The sequence below is a fragment of the Serratia sp. 14-2641 genome, assembly GCF_001692375.1.
GTDB lineage: Bacteria > Pseudomonadota > Gammaproteobacteria > Enterobacterales > Enterobacteriaceae > Chania > Chania fonticola_C.
In genome coordinates this window covers 187-25,684 of sequence record NZ_LXKR01000028.1, presented here as the reverse complement: position 1 = coordinate 25,684, position 25,498 = coordinate 187, and the positions used below count along the sequence as shown (strand labels likewise).

Sequence of the window (25,498 nt, the reverse complement as noted above, 5' to 3'; positions counted from 1 at the left end):
CCTGATCTCAATCCCCCACAAAAACTGACCAACTCGCTATAAACTGGCCGCTGGATCCGCTAGAATTACCGGTTCCAATGGCATTTCGCCATCGACGACATCAACGTAAGAACGCAAAAAATCATGTTTGAAATTAATCCGGTAAAAAACCGCATTCAGGATGTGTCCGAGCGGACAGCCGTTCTCAGGGGGTATCTTTGACTATGATGCCAAGAAAGAACGCTTAGAAGAAGTTAACGCCGAGCTGGAACAGCCGGACGTTTGGAACGAACCTGAACGCGCACAGGCATTAGGCAAAGAGCGCTCGTCGCTGGAAGCCATTGTTGAAACCATCGATCAGCTGGAACAAGGTTGTGAAGACGTCACGGGTCTGCTGGAACTGGCGGTCGAGGCGGAAGACGAAGACACCTTTAACGAGACCGTGGTTGAGCTCGATCAACTGAGCGCCAAGCTGGAACAACTAGAATTCCGTCGTATGTTCTCTGGCGAATATGATAGCGCGGACTGCTACCTGGATATCCAGGCGGGCTCCGGCGGCACCGAAGCACAGGACTGGGCCAGCATGTTGCTGCGCATGTACCTGCGTTGGGCGGAATCCAAAGGCTTTAAAACGGAAGTGATTGAAGAGTCCGACGGCGACGTCGCGGGCCTGAAATCGGCAACCATCAAGATTATCGGCGACTACGCGTTTGGCTGGTTACGTACTGAAACCGGCGTGCATCGCCTGGTACGCAAGAGCCCCTTCGACTCCGGTGGCCGTCGCCATACCTCCTTCAGTTCCGTATTTATCTATCCGGAAGTGGATGACGATATCGATATCGAAATCAACCCGGCCGATCTGCGCATTGACGTTTACCGCGCCTCCGGTGCCGGTGGTCAGCACGTTAACAAAACCGAGTCGGCGGTGCGTATTACCCACTTGCCAACCAACATTGTGGTGCAGTGCCAGAACGATCGCTCTCAGCATAAGAACAAGGATCAGGCATTCAAACAGCTGCGCGCCAAGCTGTATGAATACGAGATGCAAAAGAAAAATGCTGACAAGCAAATGCTGGAAGACAACAAGTCTGATATCGGCTGGGGCAGCCAAATCCGTTCTTACGTGCTGGATGACTCCCGCATCAAGGATTTGCGCACCAACGTCGAAACACGTAATACGCAGGCCGTACTGGATGGCGACCTGGATAAATTCATTGAGGCAAGTTTGAAAGCCGGGTTATGAGGAACAGAAATGTCTGAGCAACAAGCACAAGGCGCCGAACAGGCGTTGGATCTCAACAACGAGCTGCAGTCACGCCGTGAAAAACTGGCCGCGCTGCGCGAGAACGGCATTGCGTTCCCGAACGACTTCCGTCGTGATACCACCTCCGACAAGCTGCATGCCGAATACGGCAGCAAAGAAAATGAAGAGCTGGAGTCTCTGGGTATCGAAGTGACCGTGGCTGGCCGTATGATGACCCGCCGTATCATGGGTAAAGCCTCCTTCGTGACGCTGCAGGACATGGGTGGCCGCATTCAGCTCTACGTCGCACGTGACGATCTGCCTGAAGGCGTTTACAACGAGCAGTTCAAGAAATGGGACCTGGGCGATATCCTCGGCGCACGCGGTAAGCTGTTCAAGACCAAAACTGGCGAACTGTCTATCCACTGTACCGAGCTGCGTCTGCTGACCAAAGCACTGCGTCCACTGCCAGACAAGTTCCACGGCCTGGCCGATCAGGAAACCCGTTATCGCCAGCGTTATCTGGATCTGATCGCTAACGAAGAATCCCGTAACACCTTCAAGATCCGTTCTCAGGTGATGGCGGCGATCCGTAACTTCATGGTGGGTCGAGGCTTTATGGAAGTCGAAACCCCGATGATGCAGGTGATCCCTGGCGGCGCGTCTGCTCGTCCGTTCGTTACTCACCACAACGCGCTGGACATCGACATGTACCTGCGTATCGCGCCAGAGCTGTATCTGAAGCGCCTGGTGGTAGGTGGCTTCGAGCGCGTGTTCGAGATCAACCGTAACTTCCGTAACGAAGGCGTTTCCCCGCGTCATAACCCAGAGTTCACCATGATGGAACTCTATATGGCGTATGCGGATTACAAAGACCTGATCGAACTGACTGAGTCGCTGTTCCGTACGCTGGCGCAGGACGTGCTGGGTGACACCAAAGTGCCTTATGGCGATGAGGTATTCGACTTCGGCAAGCCGTTTGACAAGCTGACCATGCGCGAAGCGATCAAGAAATATCGCCCGGAAACCAATCTGGACGATCTGAACGATATGGCTAAATCCGTAGCGATTGCCGAGTCGATCGGCATCAAGGTTGAGAAGAGCTGGGGCCTGGGCCGCGTGGTTACCGAGATCTTCGAAGAGACCGCTGAAAGCCATCTGATCCAGCCAACCTTCATCACCGAGTATCCGGCAGAGGTTTCTCCGCTGGCACGCCGTAACGACGAGAACCCGGAAATCACCGACCGTTTCGAATTCTTCATCGGTGGGCGTGAAATCGGTAACGGCTTCTCGGAACTGAACGACGCAGAAGATCAGGCGCAGCGTTTTGCCGATCAGGTTAGCGCGAAGGATGCTGGTGACGACGAAGCGATGTTCTACGACGAAGACTACGTCACCGCGCTGGAACACGGCCTGCCGCCAACTGCAGGCTTGGGCATCGGTATCGACCGTATGGTGATGCTGTTGACCAACAGCCACACCATCCGCGACGTGATCCTGTTCCCGGCCATGCGCCCGAGCAAGTAATCTTCGCCAAGTGATTAAACCGGTGCAGGCGACTGTGCCGGTTTTTTTTCGCCTGAAGAGAGCAGGGTGTTGCTAACCGCTTAAAACATCGGCAGTTATGCACTTTCTTCTCTTGCCCGGCGCGCATAACCGGTTATAATGCCAGTCGCACACCTAAGCGGGTGTAGTTCAATGGTAGAACGGCAGCTTCCCAAGCTGCATACGAGGGTTCGATTCCCTTCACCCGCTCCAATCTCAAGTCTCCCCGAACTCCACCAAAATCAACAATTCTCTGATTTAACAGCGTTTTTATCATTTTCCATATCAACTTGGTTTAACCCGCATTTCCCCAATCAACCCAGTATCTTGTACAGAAATGCCTGTAGTTGCACCTATGCAGTTTGAAACGACACAAATTGCGTGATTTCAGAGGTGGAAACTATACTCATGCCATCTTGGAAAACCACTTCTGCGTAGATCTGACAAGCCGCCTTACAATTAGAGGGGAATAAGGCATGGTTCGGTTGGTAATGATTTTATTGGGGGTTGATTATTTGCGTAACCGCTGGCGAGGGTTGATGACTGCCGGTTGGTTAGGTGTGTTAGCGGGCTTAATCGTTTTCATCGATGCGTTAGATAACGCGATTTATTTCCCTTTGCATCCCTTCGCTTTCCTGTTGTTGGTTGAGGGACTGGCAACGCTGATGGTCGCGCATACCGGCATCGGCGGGCAACGTACCTTGCGTTACGTAAAAGGGGGCGCATTTTCCCTGGCTGCGGTATTGATCTTGAGTGGGCAACACCATGGCCATTTTATTTTATCGATGATTTTTGGCACTTTGTTTTTGGCCGATGGGCTATTGCAAATTGTCTCCGCTGGGGTCGTGCGCTATAAAAACTGGAAGTTGGTGGTGGCTGGCGGTGTATTGGAAGTCATGTTAGCTATTTTCTTCTTTCAGCCCTATCCGACCCATTATGTCGGCACCGTGCCTTATTGTTTAGGCCTGGGGTTGATGTTTGGTGGGTGGAATATGGTTATGCTGGCGATGCGCGTCAAAAAGCTGGAGGTCAACCCAGCAGTTTTGGGTAATAAGGCCGCAGAGGAAGCCAGTAGCGCAATAACCACGCCTTTGGTAACTGAATGGGAAGGCCCTCCGGCTGATGATGAACCTGCACTGACCATACATGTCTGGACTCCAGTGGGATCCTCGAAGAGTGCAACGGTGCCTCATCCTGTTATTGATCGTTATATTGCTGCGGTGGATAAAAACGGAGTGATTTCCACTGGCCATGCTGCACTTGAATCTCCGGAAGGTATTTATATCAGTTTGTATCCGGCGGTCGATATTGACCGGTCGCCAGATCAATTTACCCGCTTGCTACGGGCAACCGCAGACAATAATGTTGAAGGGAGATTCCAACCGGATTATGTGACTGAGTCAGGTGCATGGTGTCCTTCAACCCAGCGTGTGAGGATCAGAAACTACGATGCTGAACGTCTGAAACGGTTCTGGGAAGTTTATCGTGAAGACAATACTTATAATCTTACGCATCGTAACTGCTCAAGCAGTGTGGCGCGGGGTCTTGAAGCGGCGCTGGAAGGTGTAGTGAGCAAAATATGGGGACAACGTGGTCACTGGTGGGTGTTGAGTAAAATTCTCACGACGCCGGAATTATGGGTGGCGGTACAAATACGTAAACGAGCAAAAACGATGGCCTGGACACCAGGGCTGGTGCTTGACTATGCACGTGCATTAAGCATGTTGGCGGATCCACGGCCGGCCGGTTGGATAACTACCATACGACGTGCCCTAGAGAAAATGTTTTCTTTGCGCAAGCAATGGCGCGATGAAAAAGCGCAGGGCACAATAGCGTCAGGCGTTCGCAATGAGCCCTCAAATGACAAAGGCAACTAGCGATTATGGCAATGTTTCCCCTTTTATACGTAGGGCTTTATTATTTGCATCAATGGCATGACGAACACTTTGCTGATTGGTATCAAAAATATCGTCAATAAACCATTGCCCATTCTCAGCCACTAAATCAAACCCGGTGGTTGTCGTAAGGTTGCTATCACTAAAAGCGCGAAAGGTGACTGTGGCATGCGATTTTTTATTATCGTTAGAGAGAATATTGATATTCTTCACCACCAGGTTCTGATAATCCTGACACTGGCAGATCGGGTCAGCGTCAAGATAGCCTATATCGCCCGGCAAGGTTAGCGCCTGATCCTCTGCCAGCACCGCGATGAATTTCTTTGAAGCAATGCGCTTCGGACCCGTTTGGCTAATGAATGCGACTGAAACATCATCATGGCTATAGGTGGCATAAATCCGTGCTAAAAAGGCACTGGGATTTTCAATGGCCAATGCGGGCTGTGGGAGTGCAGCAAACGAAAGGAGAGAAAAACAAAGCAAAGCCAAAAAACGCATGGTTACCACCCCCTTAAAAGTTCTCTATCCCTTAAATCAGCTGGTCCATACTACGGAGCGCTCACGTTGATGGCAACGCCAGATGGCTCTTACTCAGCCCTGTACGCAACCAAAGTATACGTTGGAAAACTATTCCTAAAGAAAGGGATGCGACCAAAGATCACCACGGTGAACGCGATGATTAATAACATAACCAAAAACAAAATCACCAGAGACATCGCAAACCAGAAGCCACTCATTTCAATCGTTGTAAGCCCTATAGATACACCATACAAGGCCCCGCATATAAGGATAAGTGACGTAGTGATCCCAACGAAGTTTGCCAGCCTTCTTCGAAGGCTTTTCTTCTGAAACTGAAACGTCGAGGGGTTAACATTGAAGTCATAGAAAACCTCCTCAGAAATCACCAGCTCAGGCCGTTGCAGCGAGGCAATCTGCATCAGTATTGCACGTGTAATATCCCAGTAATACTTGAATTTCTTTATTTCATGCACCGGGACTAAATTTTCTTTCGTTTCACCAGATTGGTTTACGGTGTAGATAACCAGGTTTTTAGTGTTGTTTTTATAGCCCGTATTACGAAAGCCAATCGTGGCCTTGGTGCCGTCCTCTAACGAGCCAGTGACTTCTGGCCATAGTAGCTGATAATGACTTACACCGCCTGAAAGATCGTTGTATCGCGTGTAAAAAACACCTTCAGAGGTGACGTTAAAGTATACCTCTCCATGCTTTAATTTTAAGTTGTCGCTAATTCTTTTAAAGAATAAATAATTCAGAGGGAGAAGGAACAATAAAAATAAAACACCCAGTAGAAAGGTGTCACCCTCGATAAAAAATAGGGTTGGCGTAGCCAGAGATGCAATGAAAACAAGTGTGAAAACGGGAGAAAGCAATAAGTAGAGCGTCTTTGTCGCTATTCTACGCTCGATGGCAGACACATCATCACATCGCTTGGAGGGGCTGGCGAAAAACGCGGTATGTTCGGCAATCATACTTTTATATCCCTATAATCAATCACATAATCACTGACGTGATGCCTTACTGTACCATAGGTAGTTAGCGGAAGGCTTAAAACCCAAGAACTCAAGCCTGGTAGATTACCAGACTCAGGGACTATTTTCTGCTTATGATAAAACGGCTCACTGCAAGGGAAATCTCCGCTTCTGGGGGCATGTGCCCGACAAGATTATTGCAGGATGCAAGGTGTCAGGTTCGGCCGCGTATGTCAGCCATGTTAATGCCTCATCGGTGTTATCGGGGTTCAGTAGCTTTGGTCAGTTCGCTTTCCTGTTTATGACAATCAAGCTTTGCATCGCGGGTGTAAGCATAGAAAGAATAAATATACATCCATTAATAACCCCGGCGGTTCGCCAGGGTTATTGCCATAATAGGTTATTTAAAGGCTGACTTTCCTGCAAACTGTGCTGACGAGCCCAACTCATCCTCAATTCGCATGAGCTGGTTGTATTTTTCGATACGCTCACCCCGGCACGGGGCTCCTGTTTTGAGATGACCTGCACGCATGGCCACTGTCATATCGGCGATAAAGCTGTCGATCGTCTCTCCGCTGCGGTGTGAGATAAAGGCACCCCAGTTGTTGTCATAGCAGAGCTGAACCGCATCAAAGGTTTCACTCAGGGAGCCAATCTGATTGAGTTTAATCAATGCAGCATTCGCAAGATTTTCATCAATCCCGCGCTGTATATACTTCACATTGGTCACAAACAGATCGTCACCAACCAGTTCAATCTGATCTCCCAATCGATCATGCAGAATTTTCCATCCTGCCCAGTCATCTTCCGCAAGGCCATCTTCAATAAGGACAATCGGGAAGGTTTTAACCAGCATCTGGTAGTAGTCCGCCATCTCCTGCGAGGTCAGCTCGGCATTCTCCGTACGCAGATGATATTTTCCGTTTCGATAAAACTCACTGGAGGCTGGGTCCATACAGATAACGATATCTTCATTAGGGCGGAACCCTGCTCTCTCTATGGCAAGGACAATCAGTTCCAGCGGTTCACGATTTGAAGAAACTGCCGGGGCAAAACCGCCTTCATCGCCCACACCGGTCGACAGGCCCATTTCAAGAAGAACCTGACGAAGCGACTGATATACTTCGCTACCCCAACGCATGGCCTCCCTGAACGTTGGTGCACCGTAAGGCGCAATCATATATTCCTGAAAGTCAGCCCCCTGACCGCGGGCATGAACGCCCCCATTGATGATATTCATGCAAGGCACCGGCAGCAGATTTGCCCCAATCCCACCAAGATAGCGGTACAAAGGCGTATGAGATAGTTGAGCGGCGAGCCGTGATACGGCCAATGAAACGCCCAAAATAGCATTTGCCCCCAGGCGCGCTTTATTATCCGTCCCATCCAGGGCAATCATAATGTTATCGATGCCGCGCTGATCGCGTACATCATGCCCTTTAAGGCTGTTATGAATCTCAGTGTTAACGCTTTTGATCGCGTTGAGGACTCCTTTCCCGCCGAAGCGCGCTTTATCACCATCGCGGCGCTCTATAGCCTCTCGCGAACCGGTACTTGCTCCGGAGGGGACGGAGGCTCTTGCAACAGTACCGCATTGGGTTGAAACATCGACTTCCAGGGTTGGGTTACCCCGAGAGTCCAGAATTTCACGGGCATGGATTGTTTCAATAATAAAGCTCATATAAACCTCTAATATCAGTTGGTTGCAATATGCTTAATCAACACGTCAATGGTCAGATGGTTGACGAATTCAATTGAATGGGAAGAGAGCATCCCGAAAAGTCTGTTTTTATGTCCCATAATGACCAGATCTACACCCGCATCGGCGACGTAGGCCTCTACGTCTTTAAAGCGGCTGATCGTCACTATCTCTTTCACATCCACGGGAAAATTGACTGTCTTCACTAACCGACTAAGCATTGTTTTTGCCGCAATAATTTCAGCAGACTGCCGGTCTTTCGTTAAAGAGTCTGAGGTAATGTCTAACTCTTGAAGATCTGAAGTGAGGTGTCCAAGGGTGATCACCGTCCCTTGTTCATGAAAACCCCTGGCGACACTTTGAAGCAGAAACTGGCCGTCGGTTTCATCGCTGAGCATTAACAGAGCATGTTTATACATTTGCATTGATTACCTCGAGGAGGTTGAGAGAGTATCCGTCAGCCACGGCAGTATCTCTTTTTTCCTGCTTATAATGCCTGGAAGAGACAGACACGTTAGATTGAGCGCATTATTTTCTGAGAAATATATCGTTGTGTGTTTCTTAAAGATGTCCGTGACAGCCAACATCGCAATGTCAAAATCGCCGGACTGACACTCTTTTGTTAATGCGATAAGTAGGTCAGCGAGCATTGCATCTACTGCTGACATGCTTGCGACTTCGATTTGAGAAAGCAGCACCGACTGGGCGTTAATCCGGTAGCGCTTGGCATCTTTCTTAAGAAGTGAGTCTGGTGTTTGCGCCCTTATATCTGTTTTCGCGATCAGCAGCTCTTTCACGAAAGAGTCATAATTGAGTTGGCTTATGGAGGATAATGACTGCACGGCAGCGATGTCTTGAGCTGTAGTGGTAGGTGATGTGAGCGCAACAGTATCACTCAGTATCGCTCCTAACATCAGGATGGCCTGAGATGAAGAGATCGGCTGAGGATTTTCAAGGGTAAGGATTTGCCAGATCACCGTGGCACAGCAGCCGTAGGAACGTATCCAAACATCCGGAGGATCCTGTGTCATAACGGTGCCCAGCCGGTGATGGTCTATGATGCCTACAATGTTGCCGTCGGCAAGTGAGGAAGGGCCCTGTTCCAGATCGGTAAAGTCGACCAGCCATACCTGTTTGCCACTGAGGTCTTCGTCGAGCAAGGGGGGAGGGGCTACGCCGGCCTGCTGCAGAATAAATGCCGTTTCAGGTGTAATGTCACCGAGCCTAAAAGGAGTCGCGCGCTTGCCGAGATTTGTCAGCCAGTCTGCTGTAATGAGCGCGCTGCAGATGCTGTCGCTGTCGGGATTCTGATGGCCAAAGACATAGATCATTTCAGCGTCTCCTCTGAGGAATCAGACGCAAGAAAGATCAAAGGTAAAAGATGATTTTTTTTCATAAGTGTACCTGACATACGTGCCTAAGGATAAAAGCAAAAATGTATATCAGGCGTCATCATCCGAACTGGACAGTCCGGCGGTTGGGAAAGGTGGAACACCATCACCTTGAAAAAAAGCATAGGGCAAAATTATAATCTGTGCAACAAAAATGCCGGCTACTTTGACCGTGATCATTTTTTTCCTGACATTCAGAAAATCGTTTAAAGCTTCACTACTCTGAATTCTAGGAGGATTTTATTATTCTGAATTACGTTTCACGACTACATTGAAGTACTCTACAACCGGACCCGGCGCCACCGTTATCACAGCGGCATCTGTCCAGAGGCCTTCGAAAAGGCCTCACCGTGAGGACAGAAGCTGTCTGTAGAATTGGGTGTGCTCCAGTGATGGAATAATATACGATTAATCACTAAAAGCCATATCCTATATCAAACGTCCCTATGTTTACATTGTAATTGTGCATTTTCATCCGTTGATAAGATAAGCCGATATTCCAATTTTGCTCATCACCAAAATAATATTTCCACCCAACGGCGCCATAAAGGCCAAGTCCGTTTTTACTCTCAATAGTATTATCTTCATGATAAAGGTTAGTGCCTGCTCGAATATAGAGTGAATGATGCCCCAAAGGCAGCGTGGCTTGCAAGGCGAGCGGAATTGTATGATAGGTTATATTTTCAGGATGAGCGTAACCATCTGAAATAATTAGGGCTGTATCGCCAGCTAGACTAGCATGTCCATAGGCATAGCCAGTATAAATGCCCAGGTTTTTTGTAAAACCATATTGATACCCTATTTGTATATGACCACCTGCATCATTACCTTCTATATAAGTAACTCCAGAATTTAAAGATAACTCTTGCCCTGCAAGTGCAGATAGTGGAGCAATGAGGAAAAGCAAAGCATAGCATGTTTTTTTAGTTTTCAAAATACACCCCTTAGATATAACTAAACGTTCTATGGTGGGAAATGTTTTTTGTTGATATCACCATGATGTAATGCCTAATGGTAATATTAACAAACTAAACAATGGTTTCGTCTATTTGTTGATACTCTAAAAGATAATCTACCTAGTCTTTTAATTGCGGTTTTTGTATGGGTGGGATGATGGTTTGACACTCCTCTCATAGAAGCGCTCACCATATTGTTAACTAAAAGAATGGTACCTATTAAAAATAGGGTTTTTAAAAATTTATTCATGATGGCAATGTCCAAAATATGCGTATTTTTATAACTCACTGTTTTAAAAAACATTTTATGATGTTTTTTATTGCTAATTACAGATCGTGAGGAATAGGAGAGGTAATAAATACAGGGTAAAACAAAGGCAAGGATGGATTTAGAGGGTTTATTCTCTACGTGTACCAAGTAATAATAGGTTTTTGTTGATTTTTTCATGACGATACCTGACAAGTTAGCCTATTTGAATAAGCGAAAATATATCAGGCGCCATTATCCACTTTATAGGTTAATTATAAGTGGCGGTTCGGAGAAGGTAGAGCACCATTACCTTTGTGTCAATTATCATTCAACAAAACAGGGAAATCAAGAAAAAAATAAAAATGGAAGCCAAGATGTTCAATATACCTAAGTAATGACAAATGGCGTATCACTAACATATTGTATTATATTTGTTTTGTTTTTAAAGGTTACACAGCAGCATCATTATCATGCACATCTTACTTACTAATTGGCTACATTACTCACTATAGTTTAACTTATAATCAATGCAGCAGCGCCACAAATGCAGTTTAAAATCCATGATGATTGTTTACTTTAAATTAAAAGTGATTTTAATAATACCTTCCATGTAATCCACTTTGATGATTGGGGGGAGTGATTTTTCTAGGCATGGTTTAATGTTGGGTAATGTTTAATGGCATATGATTTTATGCTATGATTGAGCTTGATTAACTATGAGTAAGAGATTGATTAAATGAAGGTAGATGCAATACTTTGGGATTATGATGGAACACTGGTTAATACCGTCCCCAAAAATATTTCCATCACTAAGGAGATTCTATCCATTGTCGCGCCACATTTGACAAAAGAAAATTCGCCCAAATGCTTACAGAGTGAAGAGTTATACCATGTCGCTAATCATAGAGCTAAAAATTGGCAAGAGCTATATATTGATTACTATGGGTTGTCGCATGAAGAAATGTTAATTGCCGGAAGCCTGTGGGCAGAGTTTCAAGATAAAAATAAAACCAAAGTTGTGCTTTTTGATGGTATTAAAGATGTTTTAATTAAATCAAGAGATATCCCTCATGGTATTTGCTCACAAAACTCAAAGGGAAATATCCGTAGAGTGCTTGAAATAAATGGGGTGTCTGAATTTTTTAAAGCTATTGTTGGTTACGATGATGTTCCAAATCATTACCAAAAACCACATCCATTTGGTGGTGTTAAATGTTTAAAGTCAATTTTTGGCCATACTAAAAATCATTCAATTATGTATATAGGTGACCATGAGTCTGATACGCAATTTGCTCGTAACATACAATCCGAACTCGGAGTTAATGTTATCTCAGTAGCTGCAGCATATAGTCTTTCTGAACCTAAACACTGGAAAGTTAAGCCAGATTATATTGCATATACTACAAAGGAACTTTTATCTATTATTGATGTTCACATGTAAATAGATTAAACAGGGTTTTAACTCAGGCGATCTTGCAGGCGAAACGTTGCAATGCCCTGGTCATATCACGCATCAACACTACTTTAGTTTGTCATGCTTTCAGTCCAGACCTACTTATAGCACCTCCTTATCTCATATGACATGTACGAGCAGCCTCTTCGGGCTGCGCATTCTCGTCTTCAAGTTACTTCAACCGTTCAACGTCGGGCTGTACTGGTCCACGGATGGCAGATCATATTTTTTAATATTACCAGTAATGATAATGAATTTCTTCAGTTAATAGATCCCATTATCACTTCAATAATGATAATTATTATTGAGCTCTATTTTTGTATGTTTGTCTTATTTTTCATTAAAATTATCTTTCATTTTTTGAATGATGATAATTATTTTGTATCACGGAATTGGTAAGGGGATATATCAAAGTGTAAATCAAAAAAACATATTTATGTAAGGCTGTTTTTATTTATGAAACTAAAGATTTCAACAAATTTTCTTATTCCCTATAAATAGCAATTAAAACAAGGTATTGTTGTTTTTTATATCCATTCTGTAACATAGATAAAAACGATCGATTGAGGAGTTTTCATTGGTAATAACGTGTTTTACTGCGAGTGTTATTGATTTAGTCTTTTGCGAAAATTCTTAATTAATATTTAAGGGGTTGTAATGAAATGTCATTTTTTCAAAGCAAGAAGCTTGTGTTTTATACTGGGGGCGGCAATTTCTGTCGTGGCTAATGCGAGTGTAAATAGCAGCTCTATTTCTGGTGAAATTTCAGTTTCCTTGAATGTATTACCCGGCTGCGTTGTTAAATCTGCCCAGCAACCCAGTGATTTATCCACCGTTTCTGATGGCCAGCAATGGATGACGTTAGCTTTTCCTGATACAGGTGCAACTGCAGGCTCTCAACTAAACGCACAAGATAAAATTAATATTCAATGTACGGCGGGAGCGCAACCTTCATTGATTTTAGATGCAGGGAAACAGGGTGATAACGACGCATACAATATGTTGAATGAAGATAATACAACGAAAATGCCCTATACCCTTTCCATTGATCAAGAAGGTACCAGTATTATCAAACCGAATCAGCCAGTAAAAATCACCAGTTCTGGCGATGTCTCACTTTATGCTAAGGCCACTGTCCCACAAAATGCTCAGGCAGGGAAGTATACGGATACCATTGAAGCAACCATAAGCTGGTAATTGAAGGTCATGGGCATCAAATTGTCTTCAACATCCTTGATACTGGTGCTGGGGTTATCCACCATGAATTCCCCTGTACAGGCTAAGGCTGGCCAGCAAGTCAGCGCGAAGTTTGATGTCACGGCCACTATTAATAACGGTTGCAGATTCATAGGGAGCAATAAACTTTCTGTGGATCTGCCTGACCTATTGATTGGCCAATCCTCAGTTTCCAGCCAAGCCTATTTTAACCTGCAGTGTACACCTGGTGCTAACGCAACCATTGGTATTGATAGTGGGCAGCATCCCTTAAGCAGGGGTAACCGAGCGTTAGCATTGGATGGAGGAAATGACCAACTGATCCCCTATCAGATTTTTGCAGTGAAAGAGGGAAAGAAGATTGAATGGGAAACTCCCATTATATTCACCCCCGATGAGTTAAATAACAAAATTGAAATTGACGTGGAAATAAATCACCCTCCATCTCCACTTATACCAGGTCATTATACAGACACAGCAACTATAACTGTCTCTTACTAAATGCAAAATAAATTATTTGGTGGAATACCGCATGAATAAATTACTTTTTTCTTTTGCCATGCTGGCATTTTCTACTCATTGCTTTGCAGCAGCAAATATGGAAATCTGGCCGGTCACGATTTCTTTTACTGGTAGTGCTAAGAACAGCGTTTTTTGGTTAAAAAACGTAGGTAGTGAAAGTGTCAGTCTGCAAGTCAGGGTATTGAACTGGCAACAGGCAGACTCTAAGAACTTGTATGCAGAACAAAATGAGGTTTATACGGTACCTGCTTTTACCATTATCCCGCCACAAAAAAAGATCCCGATAAGGATATATGGTATCAAGAATCAAGGCGACAAAGAGCATGACTTAAAGGTTATTATCGACGAGTTACCGACGCCTGATGTAAATCAAAAGAGCACACAGAACAATATAAAAATCCGTATGCAATATATTCTCCCCCTGTTTGTCTATGGGCAAGAGTTGCAACCCGCTATTCTTCCTGGTGCAGACGGTGTACCAAAAGAAAAACATCATTTAATCTGGTCTGTTAAAAAAAATACGTTATGGATAGAGAATCATGATAAGACACACGTAAAAATCACCTCCATTGATTTTAAATGTGGAAAAAAAGCATGTTATCACCAGGATATTCCCGTCAGCTATGTTTTGCCAAATGCTAAAATGGCGTTCGTACTCCCTCATGATCATTTAATTCCAGCTGCTGCAAGCGCTTTGGAAATTCATCCATCCAGATAAGTAGCAGCAATTTCCCCTGCGCCTGGCTGAGAGCGAGAGCGAAATGATAATGAATAAGATTACGGTATGTCTGTTAATCATAATACCGACGACGATGGTTCATGCAGCAACCTACGTTGACACTATTCCCACCCAGAACAACGCAGGGCAGGACCATATTTTTATGGTCAATATTAGCGAAAACGGGAAACATTTGCCCTCTCCTGAGCGGGTCATCATGAATGGCAGTGTGATTGCTCTGCCTACAGAGACTCTGGACAGCCTACACATTCGTTACGCAGGCTATCAGGTGAAAGATCACTATGTGGATATAAGAAAAATCAGCGGTGTCACCGCCATTTATAATACCAAAACGCTGGAGCTGGCGATTGATATCCCTCCAGATTGGATACCATTACAGCTCGTTAAAATCCCGGATCGCTGGAATTCCCCCTATTACGCTGAGAATGTAACTCCAGGTTTTGTTTTTGATTACGATATTTATGATGAGCACCCTCGTAACAGTGGTTATTTCTCTTCCTGGATGAACGGGCGCTACTTTAATCACTTTGGCTACGTGAATCTTTCCGGGCAGTATATTAATCTCCATCAAGGGGGGCACGGCTATTCCAGATTCAAGCGGCTGAATACCAGTTGGGTTTTCAATAATCGCAACAGTGCACAAAAGCTGATACTTGGTGACATTCAAACCGATTCGGGCAATGGTTTTGGTGGTGTCTACATGGGGGGAATTCAGCTCCGTCGGGACTACACGCTGCGCCCCGATATTGTCACTTATCCCTCTCTGCGTCTGAGAGGCACAGCTTCGACGCCCTCTTCGCTAGACTTTTTTGTGAAGGGCTATCGTTCGGCCAGTTCTCATGTCGATCCTGGCGCTTATGTTATCAACAATATCCCTTTTATTAATGGTGATGGAACAATGACGGTAGTGACCACCGATGCGAATGGTCGGCAGGTCTCTAGCCGTATTCCTTACAGTATCCAGACTGACATGCTGCGTCCTGGATTAAGCGACTTCAATTTTTCAGTTGGAGCGCTGCGCTACAATTATGGTTGGCAGGATGATCAATACAAGAATATCGCCCTCAGTGGTTCTTATCGCTATGGTATGACCGACCGCCTCACCGCACTTTCCCATATTGAGGGTGCGGATGGGTTGAAGATGCTGGGGGGCGGATTCCAGTTCAATATGAATAGCTGGGGCCGTCTTGATGCCACGGTCACCATGAGTGATGCGCAATACTCGCGGCGAGGTGCCAGAGAATACCTTGGTTACAGCAAACAATTTCAGCGCGCCAATATTAACATCAGTCACATCCGCTCAAGCGGCGGCTACCGGGATTTAGACAGTTTTGATTCTGATTACGGTAGTGCATTAGCCTCGGATCAGATATTTGCTTCTTATGCACTTGGCGCTTCGGCTGGCGTCCTGGGGGCTGGGTTTATTTATCAGCGCGATGATATTGGCATTACGCATAAAATAGCCAATTTGTCATACAGTACCCTTGTCGCCAACCTTTTCAGTCTGTCGATTTCTTACAGTAAAGCCTTCTCTGAGGACCGGGCGGATAACTTTATGCTCGGGATATCACTTCCTTTCGGCGGTAATACCCGAATCGGTGTACAAAATATGCAGAGCAACAGTAACGCCAGTACGAATGTCGTTTCACTGACGCATAACTCCGGTTCAGATCTAGGGGTTGATTGGGATCTGAATTATAGCCGCGAGAGAAATGCCGACATGGGCTATCGCGATATGTCTGCCACTTGGAAAATGCCAGCGTTCATCGCCAGTGGTGGGGCATACGGTTACAGGGATCTAACGCCATGGGTTGGGCTGCAGGGGAGTGTAGTGTTTATGGATAAAAGCGTCTTTTTCACCAAAACGGTGGGAAATGCGTTTGTCAAAGTGGACACCTATGGCGTAGAGGGGGTCCCGTATTACCTGGATGGAGCCTTGAAAGGCAAAACGAATAATCAGGGGATTGGTTTTATCAGTGACGTCGTCCCCTATGAAAAAAATCTGGTCACGATCGATCCTTCCTATTTGCCTGAAGATGTCAATGTCACTGACGTGAGAAAGAGTTTCTTTGTGCCGGAAAACTCGGGTTACAGCGCGAAATTTTCCCTACAAAACTTGAATGACCAAGTATTGCTGCGCCTTGTTCCGCCACGTGGAGTGACTTTAACATCAGGAAGCGAGATCCAGGATCAACATCACCATACCGTCGCGCTGTTGGGTAATGGTGACTTGGTTTCAATGAAAAGGCCGCGGGTGACCGAGACTTACACGCTGGTTTCGGACGGACAAAAACGGTGTTCCTTCCAGCTTTCAGCAGAAAATAAACACGGCATTGAGGTAGCGACATGCGCACGATAACCCTGCATTTTCTTTTGCTGGTGCTTAGCCTGACTTTTGTGCCTTCGACTTGGGCTGTTACCCTAAACTGGTCTAGGATCTGTGATATTAGCTGGACGGATGAGGTAGTCGATTTCACTGCGGGTGGGGCAGTTTCTCCGTTGGATCTGGCCGATACCCCGCAGGATTACAGCCAAGCGGTTCATGTCTGGTGCTATGAAGCGCCCGATATAACCAGCGGAGATGCTCAGCATATGGGGTTAGTGGTAGAGCAGCAGCATAATAGCGCGACTTCTTTTCTGGCCATGTCGGCAAATCAGGCGAACCAAAGTTTATTGCCCTTTGTCTTTTGCCTTGGTAATCATGGGTCCAATCTGCTTTGCGTCGATACGGTGAATAAAAAATTAACCTACAATTGGGGAACGGATGCATCTGTTCCTTCTCTGATGCCGCAGATTTTTCAGAAAGTCACCGATGGAGAAATGCCTGATGATTGTGCAATAAAGGGAACGTGCGGTAAAGGTCGTGTATTCCCTATCCCCAAAGGGCCATATGTTTACGTTGCGCATGTGCATATCACCACCGATCCGAAAAAGATTTCCTTATCGCCTCCTATACCAGGAGCTTACTCTGATAAAATTACTCTTCGTCTCGACGGGCAGGTGGCCTCTGGCCGCTGGTGGAGTCCTGATATTAACATTGGTGGTAATAACAACCCGACGGTTACCTTGGCGGCAACGCTGAAAGACGACTGCCGCATTATCAATACCCCAGATGTGCATTTTGATGGTGCCTTTTCATCGGAGCTGACGCAAACGCAAGATATTACCCTGCGTTGTACTAACACGACCCCCTATACCATTAGCTTTCAGGGGGAGAACGACAGCATTGGTTGGCACCAGATGAAATCACAGACCTCGGATACTTTTTTACGTTACCAGATGTATAAAGATGAATTACATACTCAGGTATGGGATGCAAATCAAGCCGCGGGGGAGGGTAATGGCAAAGAGCAAAAATTGAGAGTCTTCTATGCTACCGATCCATCACAACAGAATGTGCCGGCGGGGAGCTATAAAGATACCGTTACGATGACGTTATCCTATTGATTATTAGTACGTTGAACCTGGAATTCAGGAAAAGTTAATCTGGATGAGCAGAGAGCGTTTACTGGCATCCACCACTTACGGGGACATGTACCCTAGAAGATTATTTCAGGATGAAAGGCAACAGGAATGGCTCAGTAGATTGCTCTAGTAGAGTGATAAGTTCGGGGTCCATATATTGGTAGTCATCAGGTATATCGAGAACATGCAGCGGTTTATGTTCCAACAGGCGGCGATACTCGGCCACCAGCCGGTTTTTGTGTTTTTGCTCCATGACAAAAATCATATCTGCCCAGTGCAATAACTCCGGTGTCACCGTTTTTATGGCATGACGGCTGGTCCCGGCCGACCTTGCGGTCAGGCCGGGAGTCCGTTGCCAGATGCGTTCTGCGGTAGGGCTGCGCCATTGATTACGGCTACAGACAAACAGCACATTCATGGTTATTCGATCTCATCGAGTGCGTTACGCCGGGCTACGGCGCGGGATATCTGCGGATACTCTATGCCTAATTGACTCGCTCGCGTTATTTTATGTGAGCGGGTGTAGAGCATTTTCCATTGCTTCTCTTTGGTGAACTTGGGTTGAAAATCCCCCATCTCACGGTGTTTGTTGCGTTTGTTGTTAACCAGGCGCCAGGCCCGGCCACGTATGTCAGTCATGTTAATGCCTCATCGGTGTTATCGGGGTTCAGCAGCCGCGATAATACGAGAGGTGGTGCAGCAGCATCTTATGCCGCCCGTTAATGCTAACATTTCGGCTATAAACAATAAATCGTCTTGATACTGTGGCCGCTGGCCTGACAAGTCGCAGCCTCTCTACGGGAAATAAAAGGAATGCATGATGTCAGTGAAGGATAGGTTATTGGCGCTGTTCGTGGTGGTAGCCTGGGGGCTGAACTTTGTGGTGATTAAAGTTGGGCTGTATGGCATGCCACCGTTTTTATTGGCAGGCCTGCGTTTTGCGTTAGTCATGTTCCCTGCCATCCTGTTTGTCAAACCACCGAAGATCCCGCTTCGCTGGATGCTGGCGTACGGTATCACCATCAGCTTTGGTCAGTTCGCTTTCCTGTTTATGGCGATCAAGCTTGGCATGCCTGCGGGCTTGGCATCACTGGTGTTGCAGGCTCAGGCTTTCTTTACCATTTTGCTCGGCGCGCTGCTGCTGGCCGAAAAGCTGAAGTGGAACCATATTGCCGGGATTATGATTGCCACCGTTGGCATGTTTATGCTGGCTAGTGCGGGCATGGCTGGGCAAACGACGGCAGGCATCACGTTGACCACCATGATGTTGACGCTGGCCGCAGCGTTATCCTGGGGACTGGGGAATATCACTAATAAGGTGATTATGCGCGATCGCAATGTGCCGATCATGTCACTGGTGGTGTGGAGCACGCCCGTACCAGTGGTGCTGTTCTTCATATGCTCATGGCTGTTTGAGGGGAAAACTCAGTTGATTGACAGCCTGGTGCATATTCAAGGCGAAACTATTCTAGCGCTGATCTATCTGGCGTTTGTTGCCACCATTATGGGTTATGGCATCTGGGGTAACCTGTTGAGCCGTTACGAAACCTGGCGCGTTGCTCCGTTGACGCTGCTGGTGCCGGTTATCGGTATTCTCTCTGCCGCATGGCTATTAGACGAAAGGCTATCATTGCAACAAATGATCGGTGCATTGGTTATCATCGTGGGCTTGCTGGTCAATGTGTTTGGTGGTTTGCTCAAGCCTGCCATCAGAAAATATCAACAGCGCTAGTGGTGTGAAGGGGGGAATGCTGAACTCCTTCATCTACTCATTTTTTCATACTGTGTCCGTTATCCATTGAAGGTAGCGCGATAAAGCATGAACCAACTTTACCATCACCAGCCCTAATCTAATTGTTTCACCCCCACACATTTTGCGACTATTTCGGATCCATCGCTATAGGCATCGGTGGTACAGTGGCGCGATTTTCATTCATTTGATGTTTTTTTGGCTGTTGAACGCCGAGGTGTGAGTATGAGTAAGTTTATTGCTGCGGGCCTGCTGGCCGTTTTACTGTCCGGGTGTGCTACCGAGTCGCCTTGCGTACCGGTCTATGATGACCAAGGCCGTCTGGTTCATACCAATACCTGTATGAAAGGCACCACCCAGGATAACTGGGAAACCGCTGGGGCGATTGCAGGCGGGGCGGCAGCGGTGGCTGGCCTGACATTGGGCATTATCGCGTTAACCAAATAGTGATTTTTTAGTCGGGGCGCAGCATAGGCGCCCCGATACTATTATTGCTGTTGAGCCAGTTTTTTGCTGTCACAGCCGGTACTCTTGCATTCCCGCTCTACGCTTTTCAGAAAATCGATACGGCTTTGCATGGTCTTGTTTGAGCAAGCGACATTGATCATGGAGTCGTCGCTACATTGACTGTCCCGATTTTTCAGCCATTCGATCTGCGACTGCTTCAGCGTCTGCTTCTGCGGCTGAGTCAGCAGCCCCATCACCTTTTTGTATTGCACATTGATTTCTTGATCCAACTGCACCATCTCCAATGCCGCGCAGTAGGTCACGTCATAAGGGGTACGCGGGCTGTCACAACCCCCGGCCAACGCTGTGGCAGAGACCAACAGCAGCGAACATCCCAAGATTGTTTCTTTAATCACTTTGCACTTCTCCTTGTTTGGTTTTGAACTGGCTACACAGTAAACCAATGCCCGCGTTTGCAATAGCCCGATCGAATACAAATATTCAACCGGGCTTATGCAGTGCCTTTACTTCAGTCTTAGCCCTCGGTTTGCGGTGTGACCTTTTGCTTATCGGAGTTCATACAGCTGTAGATCACCGGCAGCACCAACAACGTCAGCACGGTAGCGAAGCCCAGGCCGAACATGATCACCACCGCCATGCTCTGGAAGAAAGCATCGCTAAGCAGTGGGGCCAGACCGAGTACGGTGGTAAAGGCCGTCAGCAGGATAGGGCGCAAACGCGAGGTAGAAGCGTCGATGATAGCTTCCAGGATCGGTTTTTCCTGCCGCTGTAACCCGATCTCCTCTACCAGCACAATGCCGTTACGGATCAACATGCCGCTTAAACTCAACAGGCCAATCAGCGCCATAAAGCCAAACGGAATACCGGTTAGCAGGAAGCCCACGGTGACCCCAATCAAGGCCAGTGGAATGGTCAGCCAGATCGCGACGGCATTTTTCAGCGAGCTGAACATCAGCACGGTGATGATGAACATGATCACAAAGGCCACCGGCAGGCTGGTGAACAACCCGGCCTGGGCTTCCTTGGTGCTTTCATAGTCGCCGCCCCAATTCAGTTCATAGCCGCGCGGTAAGGGGATGGCATCAATATCCGGTTTGATGCGTTGCAACAGTTCGGCAGAGGTTTCACCGCTTTGGGAGCTAGGATCGGCCTGAACCGTCAGGGTACGCTTGCGATCCCGGCGCATGATCAGAGGATCTTCCCACTCGGTAGTAAAGCCGTTGACCACGTTGTCGATGGGAATAAACGCCTGCCGCGCCTGGCTCCAGATCATCACGTCGTTCAACCGTTCGGCATTCAACCGCTCCGAGTCCGGCGTTCTTAACACAATCGGCATTAACCGTGTGCCATCACGATATAGGCCAACGGCTATCCCGCCAAAACTCATGCGCAGCGCACTGTCGATTTCGCGTTTATCCACCCCTAATTCACGGCCAAGATAATCCGAGAACTGCGGACGAATGACCTTGCTGCGCTGTTGCCAGTCGTGCATAACGCCGTCGGCATTGGGGTCAGCGCTGGCGATGGTTTCTGCCTTGGCCGCCAGCGTTCGCAGGACGTTCGGATCCGGGCCGATAAAGCGCGCCTCAATGGAACTGTTATTCGATGGCCCGAACATGATGCGTTTGGCCTGGGCGTTCACCTGGGGGAAATTGTTGCGTACGTAGCCCTCTATTTGGCCGATCATACCCGGGATCTGGTTGAGCTGTTTGGCTCGTACCATTATCTGTGCATAGTTGGAATATTGCCGCTGCGCGTTGTAGGTGAGCATAAAGCGCATTGCCCCCTGGCCGATGGTGACCATGGTATCGCTGACGCCGTCTTGCGCCTGGATATGCTGCTCGATCTGGGCTGCAATCTTTTCGGTGTAGGCGATATCGGTGCCGTAGGGCAGCCAGAGATCGACGAAGAAGATCGGCGTATTGGACGGCGGGAAGAAGCTTTGGCGCACGTTGCCAAAGCCGATCACCGAGACGACCATCAACGCAGCCAGCACCCCCAACGTAATGGTGCGCTGGCGCAGCAGTTTGCCCAACAGATTGCGATAGACGCGGAACAGCCAACCATCATAAGGGGATTTGACCGGCTCATCGGGTTTTGGCTCGGCCATTTTCTGTTTTTCAAACGCCCATTTGGTGAATACCGGCGTCAGGGTCAAGGCGGTGAACCAGCTCAGCATCAGGGAAATCAGCAGTACCTGGAACAGTGACTTACAGTATTCCCCGGTGGCATCGTTGGATAAGCCGATCGGTGCAAACGCCAGAATGGCAATCACCGTCGCCCCCAGTAGCGGGAACATGGTGCGTTTGACCACGTTATTAATGGCCTGCAGGGTCTTCTCACCCTGTTGCCGCCCAACCAGCACGCCCTCGACGATCACAATGGCGTTATCCACCAACATACTTAAGGCGATCACCAGCGCCCCGAGCGAAACGCGCTGCAGCTCAATGTTGAACAACTTCATGATCAGCAGGGTGCCAAGCACGTTCAGCGCCAGCGAGGCGGCGATCACCAGCCCGCTACGCACCCCCATAAAGATCAGCAGGGTGCCGACCACGATCAGCAGCGCCAGCAAGAAGTTCATGATAAAGCCGTTCACCGCGCCTTCTACTTCATGGGACTGATCGTAGAAAACGCTGATATCCATCCCGGCGGGGCGTTCTGCTTGCAGTTGGGCCAACCGGGCCTTGACCGCCTCGCCCACCACAATCACGTTCACATTCGGGGCAAAGGATACGCCGATGGAGAGCGCAGGCCGCCCGTTGGCACGGTAGATATTATTGGGAGAGTGGGTTACGCCCTGGCTGATAGTGGCGATATCGCGCAGGTAAACGCTGCGCGGGCTGCCTGGCTCGCTAATCAGCAGGTTCCCCAATTCTTGCACGCTGGCAAATTCCCCGGTGGGATGCAGCCTGATCGACTCGCTGCCCACCAACAGATCCCCGGCGTTGGATACCACGTTCTGCCGGCTCAACAGATCGTAAAGCCGCTGTGGGATAATATTGGCGGCAGTCATCTGGGCGCGGGAAATCTCAATCTGCACCTCTTCCGGGATCACCCCGACAATCCCCACCTTACCTACGCCCGGCACCACCACTAACTCACGGCGTAGCAGCTCGGCAAAGTTGCGCAGCTCCTGATTGCTAAAGCCATCGCCATATAGCGAGAAGAAGAAGCCGTACACATCGCCAAAATCATCGTTCACTATCGGAGGGCTGGCACCGGGCGGTAACCGTATCGCGGCATCGCCAATGCGCCGGCGCAACACATCCCAGATTTGCGGCAGTTCAGCGGCACCGTATTCGGCACGGATATTAATGGTGATCTGCGACAGCCCCACGCTGGAGATGGAGGTAACGTTGTCGATATAAGGCAGTTGCTGAATGGCATTTTCCAGTGGCAGGGTGACTTCTTCCTCCACCTGCTGGGCCGAAGCGCCGTCATAGCGGGTGACCACCACCGCAGTCTTGATGGTAAAGGCCGGATCCTCCAGCCTGCCGATGTTGAGAAACGCCAGCACGCCGCCAATACCTAGCAGCAGGATCGCCAGCCAGATTCGGGTGCCGTTGTTGATAAAGTTCTCTGTCAGTTTCATTACAGACCTCGCTCACGGACCCAGGCGCGCACTTCTTGATTTGGGCGCAGTTCGCGAGTACCGGCGGCGACAATCCGTTCACCATCGGCCAGACCGGAGACGATCTGTATTCCGTTCGCGGTCAGTTGTCCGGTTTCAACCTGACGAGATTCCACAAACAGTTTGCCATCACGTTCCTTGATCACCCACACATGGGGCTGATTGCGTGGGCTGTTATCTGGGTTAAATATCGCTTCTACGGGCACAATGACATTGGCCTTCTGCGAAGCCCCGGCCAGATTACCGAGATTGATTTTCACGCTGCCGCTCATTCCCGAGAGTAGTGGCAGGTCTTGTGGGCGCGGCATGGTCAGGGTCATTTGATAGGTCAATGAGCCCGCTGTGGTATTGGTGGTGTGTTCTTTATAGCGAGCGGTAAACTCGCGGCCTGGCAAGTTGTTCAACAGAACAATAGGTTGGTACTGTGCATTGTTTTCATCAATCACAATGAACAGATTTTCGGGGATGCTGAAGACTACATCCAGCGAATCCAGCGAGTTCAGGGTCGCTATCGGTTGGCCTGCCGGGATCACTTGATAGTTACGGGCAGTGAGCGTGGCAATCACACCGGTAAAGGGGGCACGGATTTGCATATCGCTCACTTCTTCCCTGGCCAACTTCAAGGCGGCCTGTGCCGAGTCACGCGCTGCGCGATGAACATCCAGTTCGGCACGGGGAATAACATTGCGGGCACTCAGGGTGGCGAAACGATTGAACTGAGCCTGCGCCAGATCGAATGTGGCCTGCCGATCACGTAGCCGCAGGCGTGCGTCATTACTGTTTAGCTCGGCAATCACTTGCCCCTGGTTGACTCGTTCCCCTTCTCGTACCAGCAATTGCTGCAGTTGCCCTGGGCGCTTAAAGGCCAGGTCGGTACGGTCACCCGCGATAATCCTGGCAGGGAAGATGCGTACTCCTTGCTGGGCACTGTTGCTAACTTCAAAAATGTTCACCGGACGGACGCTTGTGGGTTCTTCAGGCGTCTCTCTGTCACAGGCAGTAAGAAAAAGTGTGCAAAGCACAACGGCAACCAGTTTTATATTCACGATGCAATCTCTTAGGATCGGATTTTAGGGGGAGCGATGAGTTAACTCGTTGACCATATGCATCACGTCTTACCGCTCGTCTAGGCCAGCTCCGGCCTTTGTTCTCGCTGCTGCGGGAACTTAATCTTGCTACTGTGACCGTAGGACACAACCGCCTCGGATTTCACGCACTCCCGGCGCTATTCCCCTTACCCACTAGCGGGCGTGCGCAACCCATATTGTTTCCTTCAGTTTCAACCACTCGTAGACTCTTCAAGCTTAGTATGCCGTTTGCCAATGTGAGTAAATTATCTTCAGTTGATGCCGTCGGCCCGGTTTTTGGCTATGGCTAATCAATCAACGCTAATGATTTCCCGGCTAAGGTGATCGGTAACAGATAATCAGCACCCGCGGTGGGATGATGCCGATGATGGTACGGATTGAGATGATTCCTGGTTATGATCTGAATCATTTTCCGCATTATGGTGTTGGCTATTTTTTGCAGATCGACATCTTATTTAGGTTTTGTTTAGGAATCTTCTTTTTTCAATGTTTTGTAAATATTCCTATTGGGTGATAAATATCCCGTGATGACGGTTTTGGAATTACATTTACGATTAATTGTCATTTACACCTGTTGTGAAATTGTAATCCCTAGCTGTTTTGTGGTTATGATTTGGCGCAAAAAACCAACAAATTGTGTGATGATTAGAGGTGTGTCTGTCTCTTATACACATCTCCGAGCCCACCTGTCATTCACAGTCTCTTATACACATCTC

The 25,498-nt window shown here is 48.0% G+C and carries 22 protein-coding genes, 1 tRNA gene and 1 riboswitch; of the genes, 12 read left to right on the top strand and 11 right to left on the bottom strand.

Going from position 1 to position 25,498, the window contains the following annotated elements:
• Window positions 1-123 precede the first annotated feature (123 nt).
• From prfB to A6U95_RS10600, 4 genes are all read left to right on the top strand, one after another.
• A protein-coding gene (gene prfB / locus A6U95_RS10615) for a peptide chain release factor 2 (protein ID WP_098929871.1) occupies window positions 124-1,222 on the top strand; the annotation gives its coding sequence in 2 pieces (ribosomal slippage) (window positions 124-198 and window positions 200-1,222; 1,098 coding nt in all).
• Between the two features lie 9 nt (window positions 1,223-1,231).
• Complete coding sequence (lysS, locus tag A6U95_RS10610; protein ID WP_065684477.1) at window positions 1,232-2,749, top strand: lysine--tRNA ligase; 1,518 nt, start codon at window positions 1,232-1,234, stop codon at window positions 2,747-2,749.
• Window positions 2,750-2,906: 157 nt separating this feature from the next.
• A tRNA-Gly gene (locus A6U95_RS10605) sits at window positions 2,907-2,980 on the top strand.
• A gap of 263 nt (window positions 2,981-3,243) precedes the next feature.
• Window positions 3,244-4,644: a hypothetical protein gene (locus A6U95_RS10600; RefSeq protein WP_065684476.1), complete on the top strand. Its 1,401-nt coding sequence runs from the start codon at window positions 3,244-3,246 to the stop codon at window positions 4,642-4,644.
• A 3-nt stretch (window positions 4,645-4,647) separates the two neighbouring features.
• On the opposite strand, the gene A6U95_RS10595 is transcribed toward A6U95_RS10600, so the two are convergent.
• From A6U95_RS10595 to A6U95_RS10570, 6 genes are all read right to left on the bottom strand, one after another.
• Entirely contained in the window at window positions 4,648-5,160 is a 513-nt protein-coding gene (locus A6U95_RS10595; protein WP_065684475.1) for a DUF3828 domain-containing protein, read from the bottom strand.
• Window positions 5,161-5,249: 89 nt separating this feature from the next.
• The gene (locus A6U95_RS10590; RefSeq protein ID WP_065684474.1) at window positions 5,250-6,152 is read right to left on the bottom strand and encodes a hypothetical protein; all 903 of its coding nucleotides are present in this window, start codon (window positions 6,150-6,152) and stop codon (window positions 5,250-5,252) included.
• 400 nt (window positions 6,153-6,552) lie between these two features.
• Window positions 6,553-7,833 (bottom strand): phosphopyruvate hydratase, encoded by a 1,281-nt coding sequence (gene eno / locus A6U95_RS10585; RefSeq protein WP_065684473.1) that lies wholly within the window; start codon window positions 7,831-7,833, stop codon window positions 6,553-6,555.
• Window positions 7,834-7,847: 14 nt separating this feature from the next.
• Window positions 7,848-8,276 (bottom strand): universal stress protein, encoded by a 429-nt coding sequence (locus A6U95_RS10580; RefSeq protein WP_065684472.1) that lies wholly within the window; start codon window positions 8,274-8,276, stop codon window positions 7,848-7,850.
• 3 nt (window positions 8,277-8,279) lie between these two features.
• A complete protein-coding gene (locus A6U95_RS10575) occupies window positions 8,280-9,182 on the bottom strand; it encodes a manganese-dependent inorganic pyrophosphatase (RefSeq protein WP_065684471.1) in 903 nt (300 codons plus the stop codon).
• Window positions 9,183-9,287: 105 nt separating this feature from the next.
• A riboswitch (Fluoride riboswitch) is annotated at window positions 9,288-9,362 on the bottom strand.
• Window positions 9,363-9,657: 295 nt separating this feature from the next.
• Window positions 9,658-10,176 (bottom strand): outer membrane beta-barrel protein, encoded by a 519-nt coding sequence (locus A6U95_RS10570; protein WP_065684470.1) that lies wholly within the window; start codon window positions 10,174-10,176, stop codon window positions 9,658-9,660.
• A 1,008-nt stretch (window positions 10,177-11,184) separates the two neighbouring features.
• On the opposite strand from A6U95_RS10570, the gene A6U95_RS10565 reads away from it, so the two are divergent.
• From A6U95_RS10565 to A6U95_RS10540, 6 genes are all read left to right on the top strand, one after another.
• Window positions 11,185-11,889 carry an HAD family hydrolase gene (locus tag A6U95_RS10565; protein ID WP_065684469.1) on the top strand — a complete coding sequence of 235 codons (705 nt, stop codon included), beginning with the start codon at window positions 11,185-11,187 and terminating at the stop codon, window positions 11,887-11,889.
• A gap of 669 nt (window positions 11,890-12,558) precedes the next feature.
• On the top strand, window positions 12,559-13,098 hold the full coding sequence (locus tag A6U95_RS29725) for a spore coat protein U domain-containing protein (RefSeq protein WP_074423339.1): 540 nt from the start codon (window positions 12,559-12,561) through the stop codon (window positions 13,096-13,098).
• Between the two features lie 9 nt (window positions 13,099-13,107).
• The gene (locus tag A6U95_RS10555; protein WP_065684467.1) at window positions 13,108-13,617 is read left to right on the top strand and encodes a spore coat protein U domain-containing protein; all 510 of its coding nucleotides are present in this window, start codon (window positions 13,108-13,110) and stop codon (window positions 13,615-13,617) included.
• Window positions 13,618-13,648: 31 nt separating this feature from the next.
• Window positions 13,649-14,356, top strand: a complete 708-nt coding sequence (locus A6U95_RS10550; protein ID WP_065684466.1) for a fimbria/pilus periplasmic chaperone — start codon at window positions 13,649-13,651, stop codon at window positions 14,354-14,356.
• A gap of 49 nt (window positions 14,357-14,405) precedes the next feature.
• Window positions 14,406-16,736 (top strand): fimbria/pilus outer membrane usher protein, encoded by a 2,331-nt coding sequence (locus A6U95_RS10545; RefSeq protein ID WP_158006210.1) that lies wholly within the window; start codon window positions 14,406-14,408, stop codon window positions 16,734-16,736.
• A complete protein-coding gene (locus tag A6U95_RS10540; protein WP_065684464.1) occupies window positions 16,724-17,824 on the top strand; it encodes a spore coat U domain-containing protein in 1,101 nt (366 codons plus the stop codon). Before A6U95_RS10545 ends, A6U95_RS10540 begins: the two co-directional genes overlap by 13 nt.
• Window positions 17,825-17,924: 100 nt before the next feature.
• Here the strand turns inward: A6U95_RS10540 and A6U95_RS10535 are convergent, their stop codons facing one another.
• The gene (locus A6U95_RS10535; RefSeq protein ID WP_065684463.1) at window positions 17,925-18,260 is read right to left on the bottom strand and encodes a phosphotyrosine protein phosphatase; all 336 of its coding nucleotides are present in this window, start codon (window positions 18,258-18,260) and stop codon (window positions 17,925-17,927) included.
• Between the two features lie 2 nt (window positions 18,261-18,262).
• On the bottom strand, window positions 18,263-18,481 hold the full coding sequence (locus A6U95_RS10530) for a hypothetical protein (RefSeq protein ID WP_065684462.1): 219 nt from the start codon (window positions 18,479-18,481) through the stop codon (window positions 18,263-18,265).
• A gap of 181 nt (window positions 18,482-18,662) precedes the next feature.
• Here A6U95_RS10530 and A6U95_RS10525 point away from each other — a divergent pair, with 181 nt between their 5' ends.
• A complete protein-coding gene (locus A6U95_RS10525) occupies window positions 18,663-19,574 on the top strand; it encodes an EamA family transporter (protein ID WP_065684461.1) in 912 nt (303 codons plus the stop codon).
• A 243-nt stretch (window positions 19,575-19,817) separates the two neighbouring features.
• Window positions 19,818-20,039: a hypothetical protein gene (locus tag A6U95_RS10520; protein ID WP_021179822.1), complete on the top strand. Its 222-nt coding sequence runs from the start codon at window positions 19,818-19,820 to the stop codon at window positions 20,037-20,039.
• A 41-nt stretch (window positions 20,040-20,080) separates the two neighbouring features.
• On the opposite strand, the gene A6U95_RS10515 is transcribed toward A6U95_RS10520, so the two are convergent.
• The 3 genes from A6U95_RS10515 to A6U95_RS10505 all read right to left on the bottom strand — a co-directional run bounded on the left by A6U95_RS10515 (window position 20,081) and on the right by A6U95_RS10505 (window position 24,740).
• Window positions 20,081-20,455, bottom strand: coding sequence for a lysozyme inhibitor LprI family protein (locus A6U95_RS10515; RefSeq protein ID WP_024484999.1), 375 nt, complete (start codon window positions 20,453-20,455; stop codon window positions 20,081-20,083).
• Window positions 20,456-20,574: 119 nt separating this feature from the next.
• Complete coding sequence (locus tag A6U95_RS10510) at window positions 20,575-23,655, bottom strand: efflux RND transporter permease subunit (RefSeq protein WP_065684460.1); 3,081 nt, start codon at window positions 23,653-23,655, stop codon at window positions 20,575-20,577.
• Window positions 23,655-24,740, bottom strand: coding sequence for an efflux RND transporter periplasmic adaptor subunit (locus A6U95_RS10505; protein ID WP_065684459.1), 1,086 nt, complete (start codon window positions 24,738-24,740; stop codon window positions 23,655-23,657). The genes A6U95_RS10510 and A6U95_RS10505 overlap by 1 nt, the downstream gene beginning before the upstream one ends.
• Between the last annotated feature and the right edge of the window lie 758 nt (window positions 24,741-25,498).

Bases quoted from the DNA above. Each gene is read 5' to 3' on its own strand.
- A6U95_RS10555 (WP_065684467.1), top strand. From the start codon at position 13,108: ATGGGCATCAAATTGTCTTCAACATCCTTGATACTGGTGCTGGGGTTA.
- A6U95_RS10545 (WP_158006210.1), top strand. From the start codon at position 14,406: ATGAATAAGATTACGGTATGTCTGTTAATCATAATACCGACGACGATG.
- A6U95_RS10565 (WP_065684469.1), top strand. From the start codon at position 11,185: ATGAAGGTAGATGCAATACTTTGGGATTATGATGGAACACTGGTTAAT.
- A6U95_RS10600 (WP_065684476.1), top strand. From the start codon at position 3,244: ATGGTTCGGTTGGTAATGATTTTATTGGGGGTTGATTATTTGCGTAAC.
- A6U95_RS10575 (WP_065684471.1), bottom strand. From the start codon at position 9,182: ATGATCTATGTCTTTGGCCATCAGAATCCCGACAGCGACAGCATCTGC.
- A6U95_RS10590 (WP_065684474.1), bottom strand. From the start codon at position 6,152: ATGATTGCCGAACATACCGCGTTTTTCGCCAGCCCCTCCAAGCGATGT.
- A6U95_RS10525 (WP_065684461.1), top strand. From the start codon at position 18,663: ATGTCAGTGAAGGATAGGTTATTGGCGCTGTTCGTGGTGGTAGCCTGG.
- A6U95_RS10520 (WP_021179822.1), top strand. From the start codon at position 19,818: ATGAGTAAGTTTATTGCTGCGGGCCTGCTGGCCGTTTTACTGTCCGGG.
- A6U95_RS10550 (WP_065684466.1), top strand. From the start codon at position 13,649: ATGAATAAATTACTTTTTTCTTTTGCCATGCTGGCATTTTCTACTCAT.
- A6U95_RS10530 (WP_065684462.1), bottom strand. From the start codon at position 18,481: ATGACTGACATACGTGGCCGGGCCTGGCGCCTGGTTAACAACAAACGC.
- A6U95_RS10595 (WP_065684475.1), bottom strand. From the start codon at position 5,160: ATGCGTTTTTTGGCTTTGCTTTGTTTTTCTCTCCTTTCGTTTGCTGCA.
- lysS (WP_065684477.1), top strand. From the start codon at position 1,232: ATGTCTGAGCAACAAGCACAAGGCGCCGAACAGGCGTTGGATCTCAAC.
- A6U95_RS29725 (WP_074423339.1), top strand. From the start codon at position 12,559: ATGAAATGTCATTTTTTCAAAGCAAGAAGCTTGTGTTTTATACTGGGG.
- eno (WP_065684473.1), bottom strand. From the start codon at position 7,833: ATGAGCTTTATTATTGAAACAATCCATGCCCGTGAAATTCTGGACTCT.
- A6U95_RS10580 (WP_065684472.1), bottom strand. From the start codon at position 8,276: ATGCAAATGTATAAACATGCTCTGTTAATGCTCAGCGATGAAACCGAC.
- A6U95_RS10540 (WP_065684464.1), top strand. From the start codon at position 16,724: ATGCGCACGATAACCCTGCATTTTCTTTTGCTGGTGCTTAGCCTGACT.
- A6U95_RS10510 (WP_065684460.1), bottom strand. From the start codon at position 23,655: ATGAAACTGACAGAGAACTTTATCAACAACGGCACCCGAATCTGGCTG.
- A6U95_RS10535 (WP_065684463.1), bottom strand. From the start codon at position 18,260: ATGAATGTGCTGTTTGTCTGTAGCCGTAATCAATGGCGCAGCCCTACC.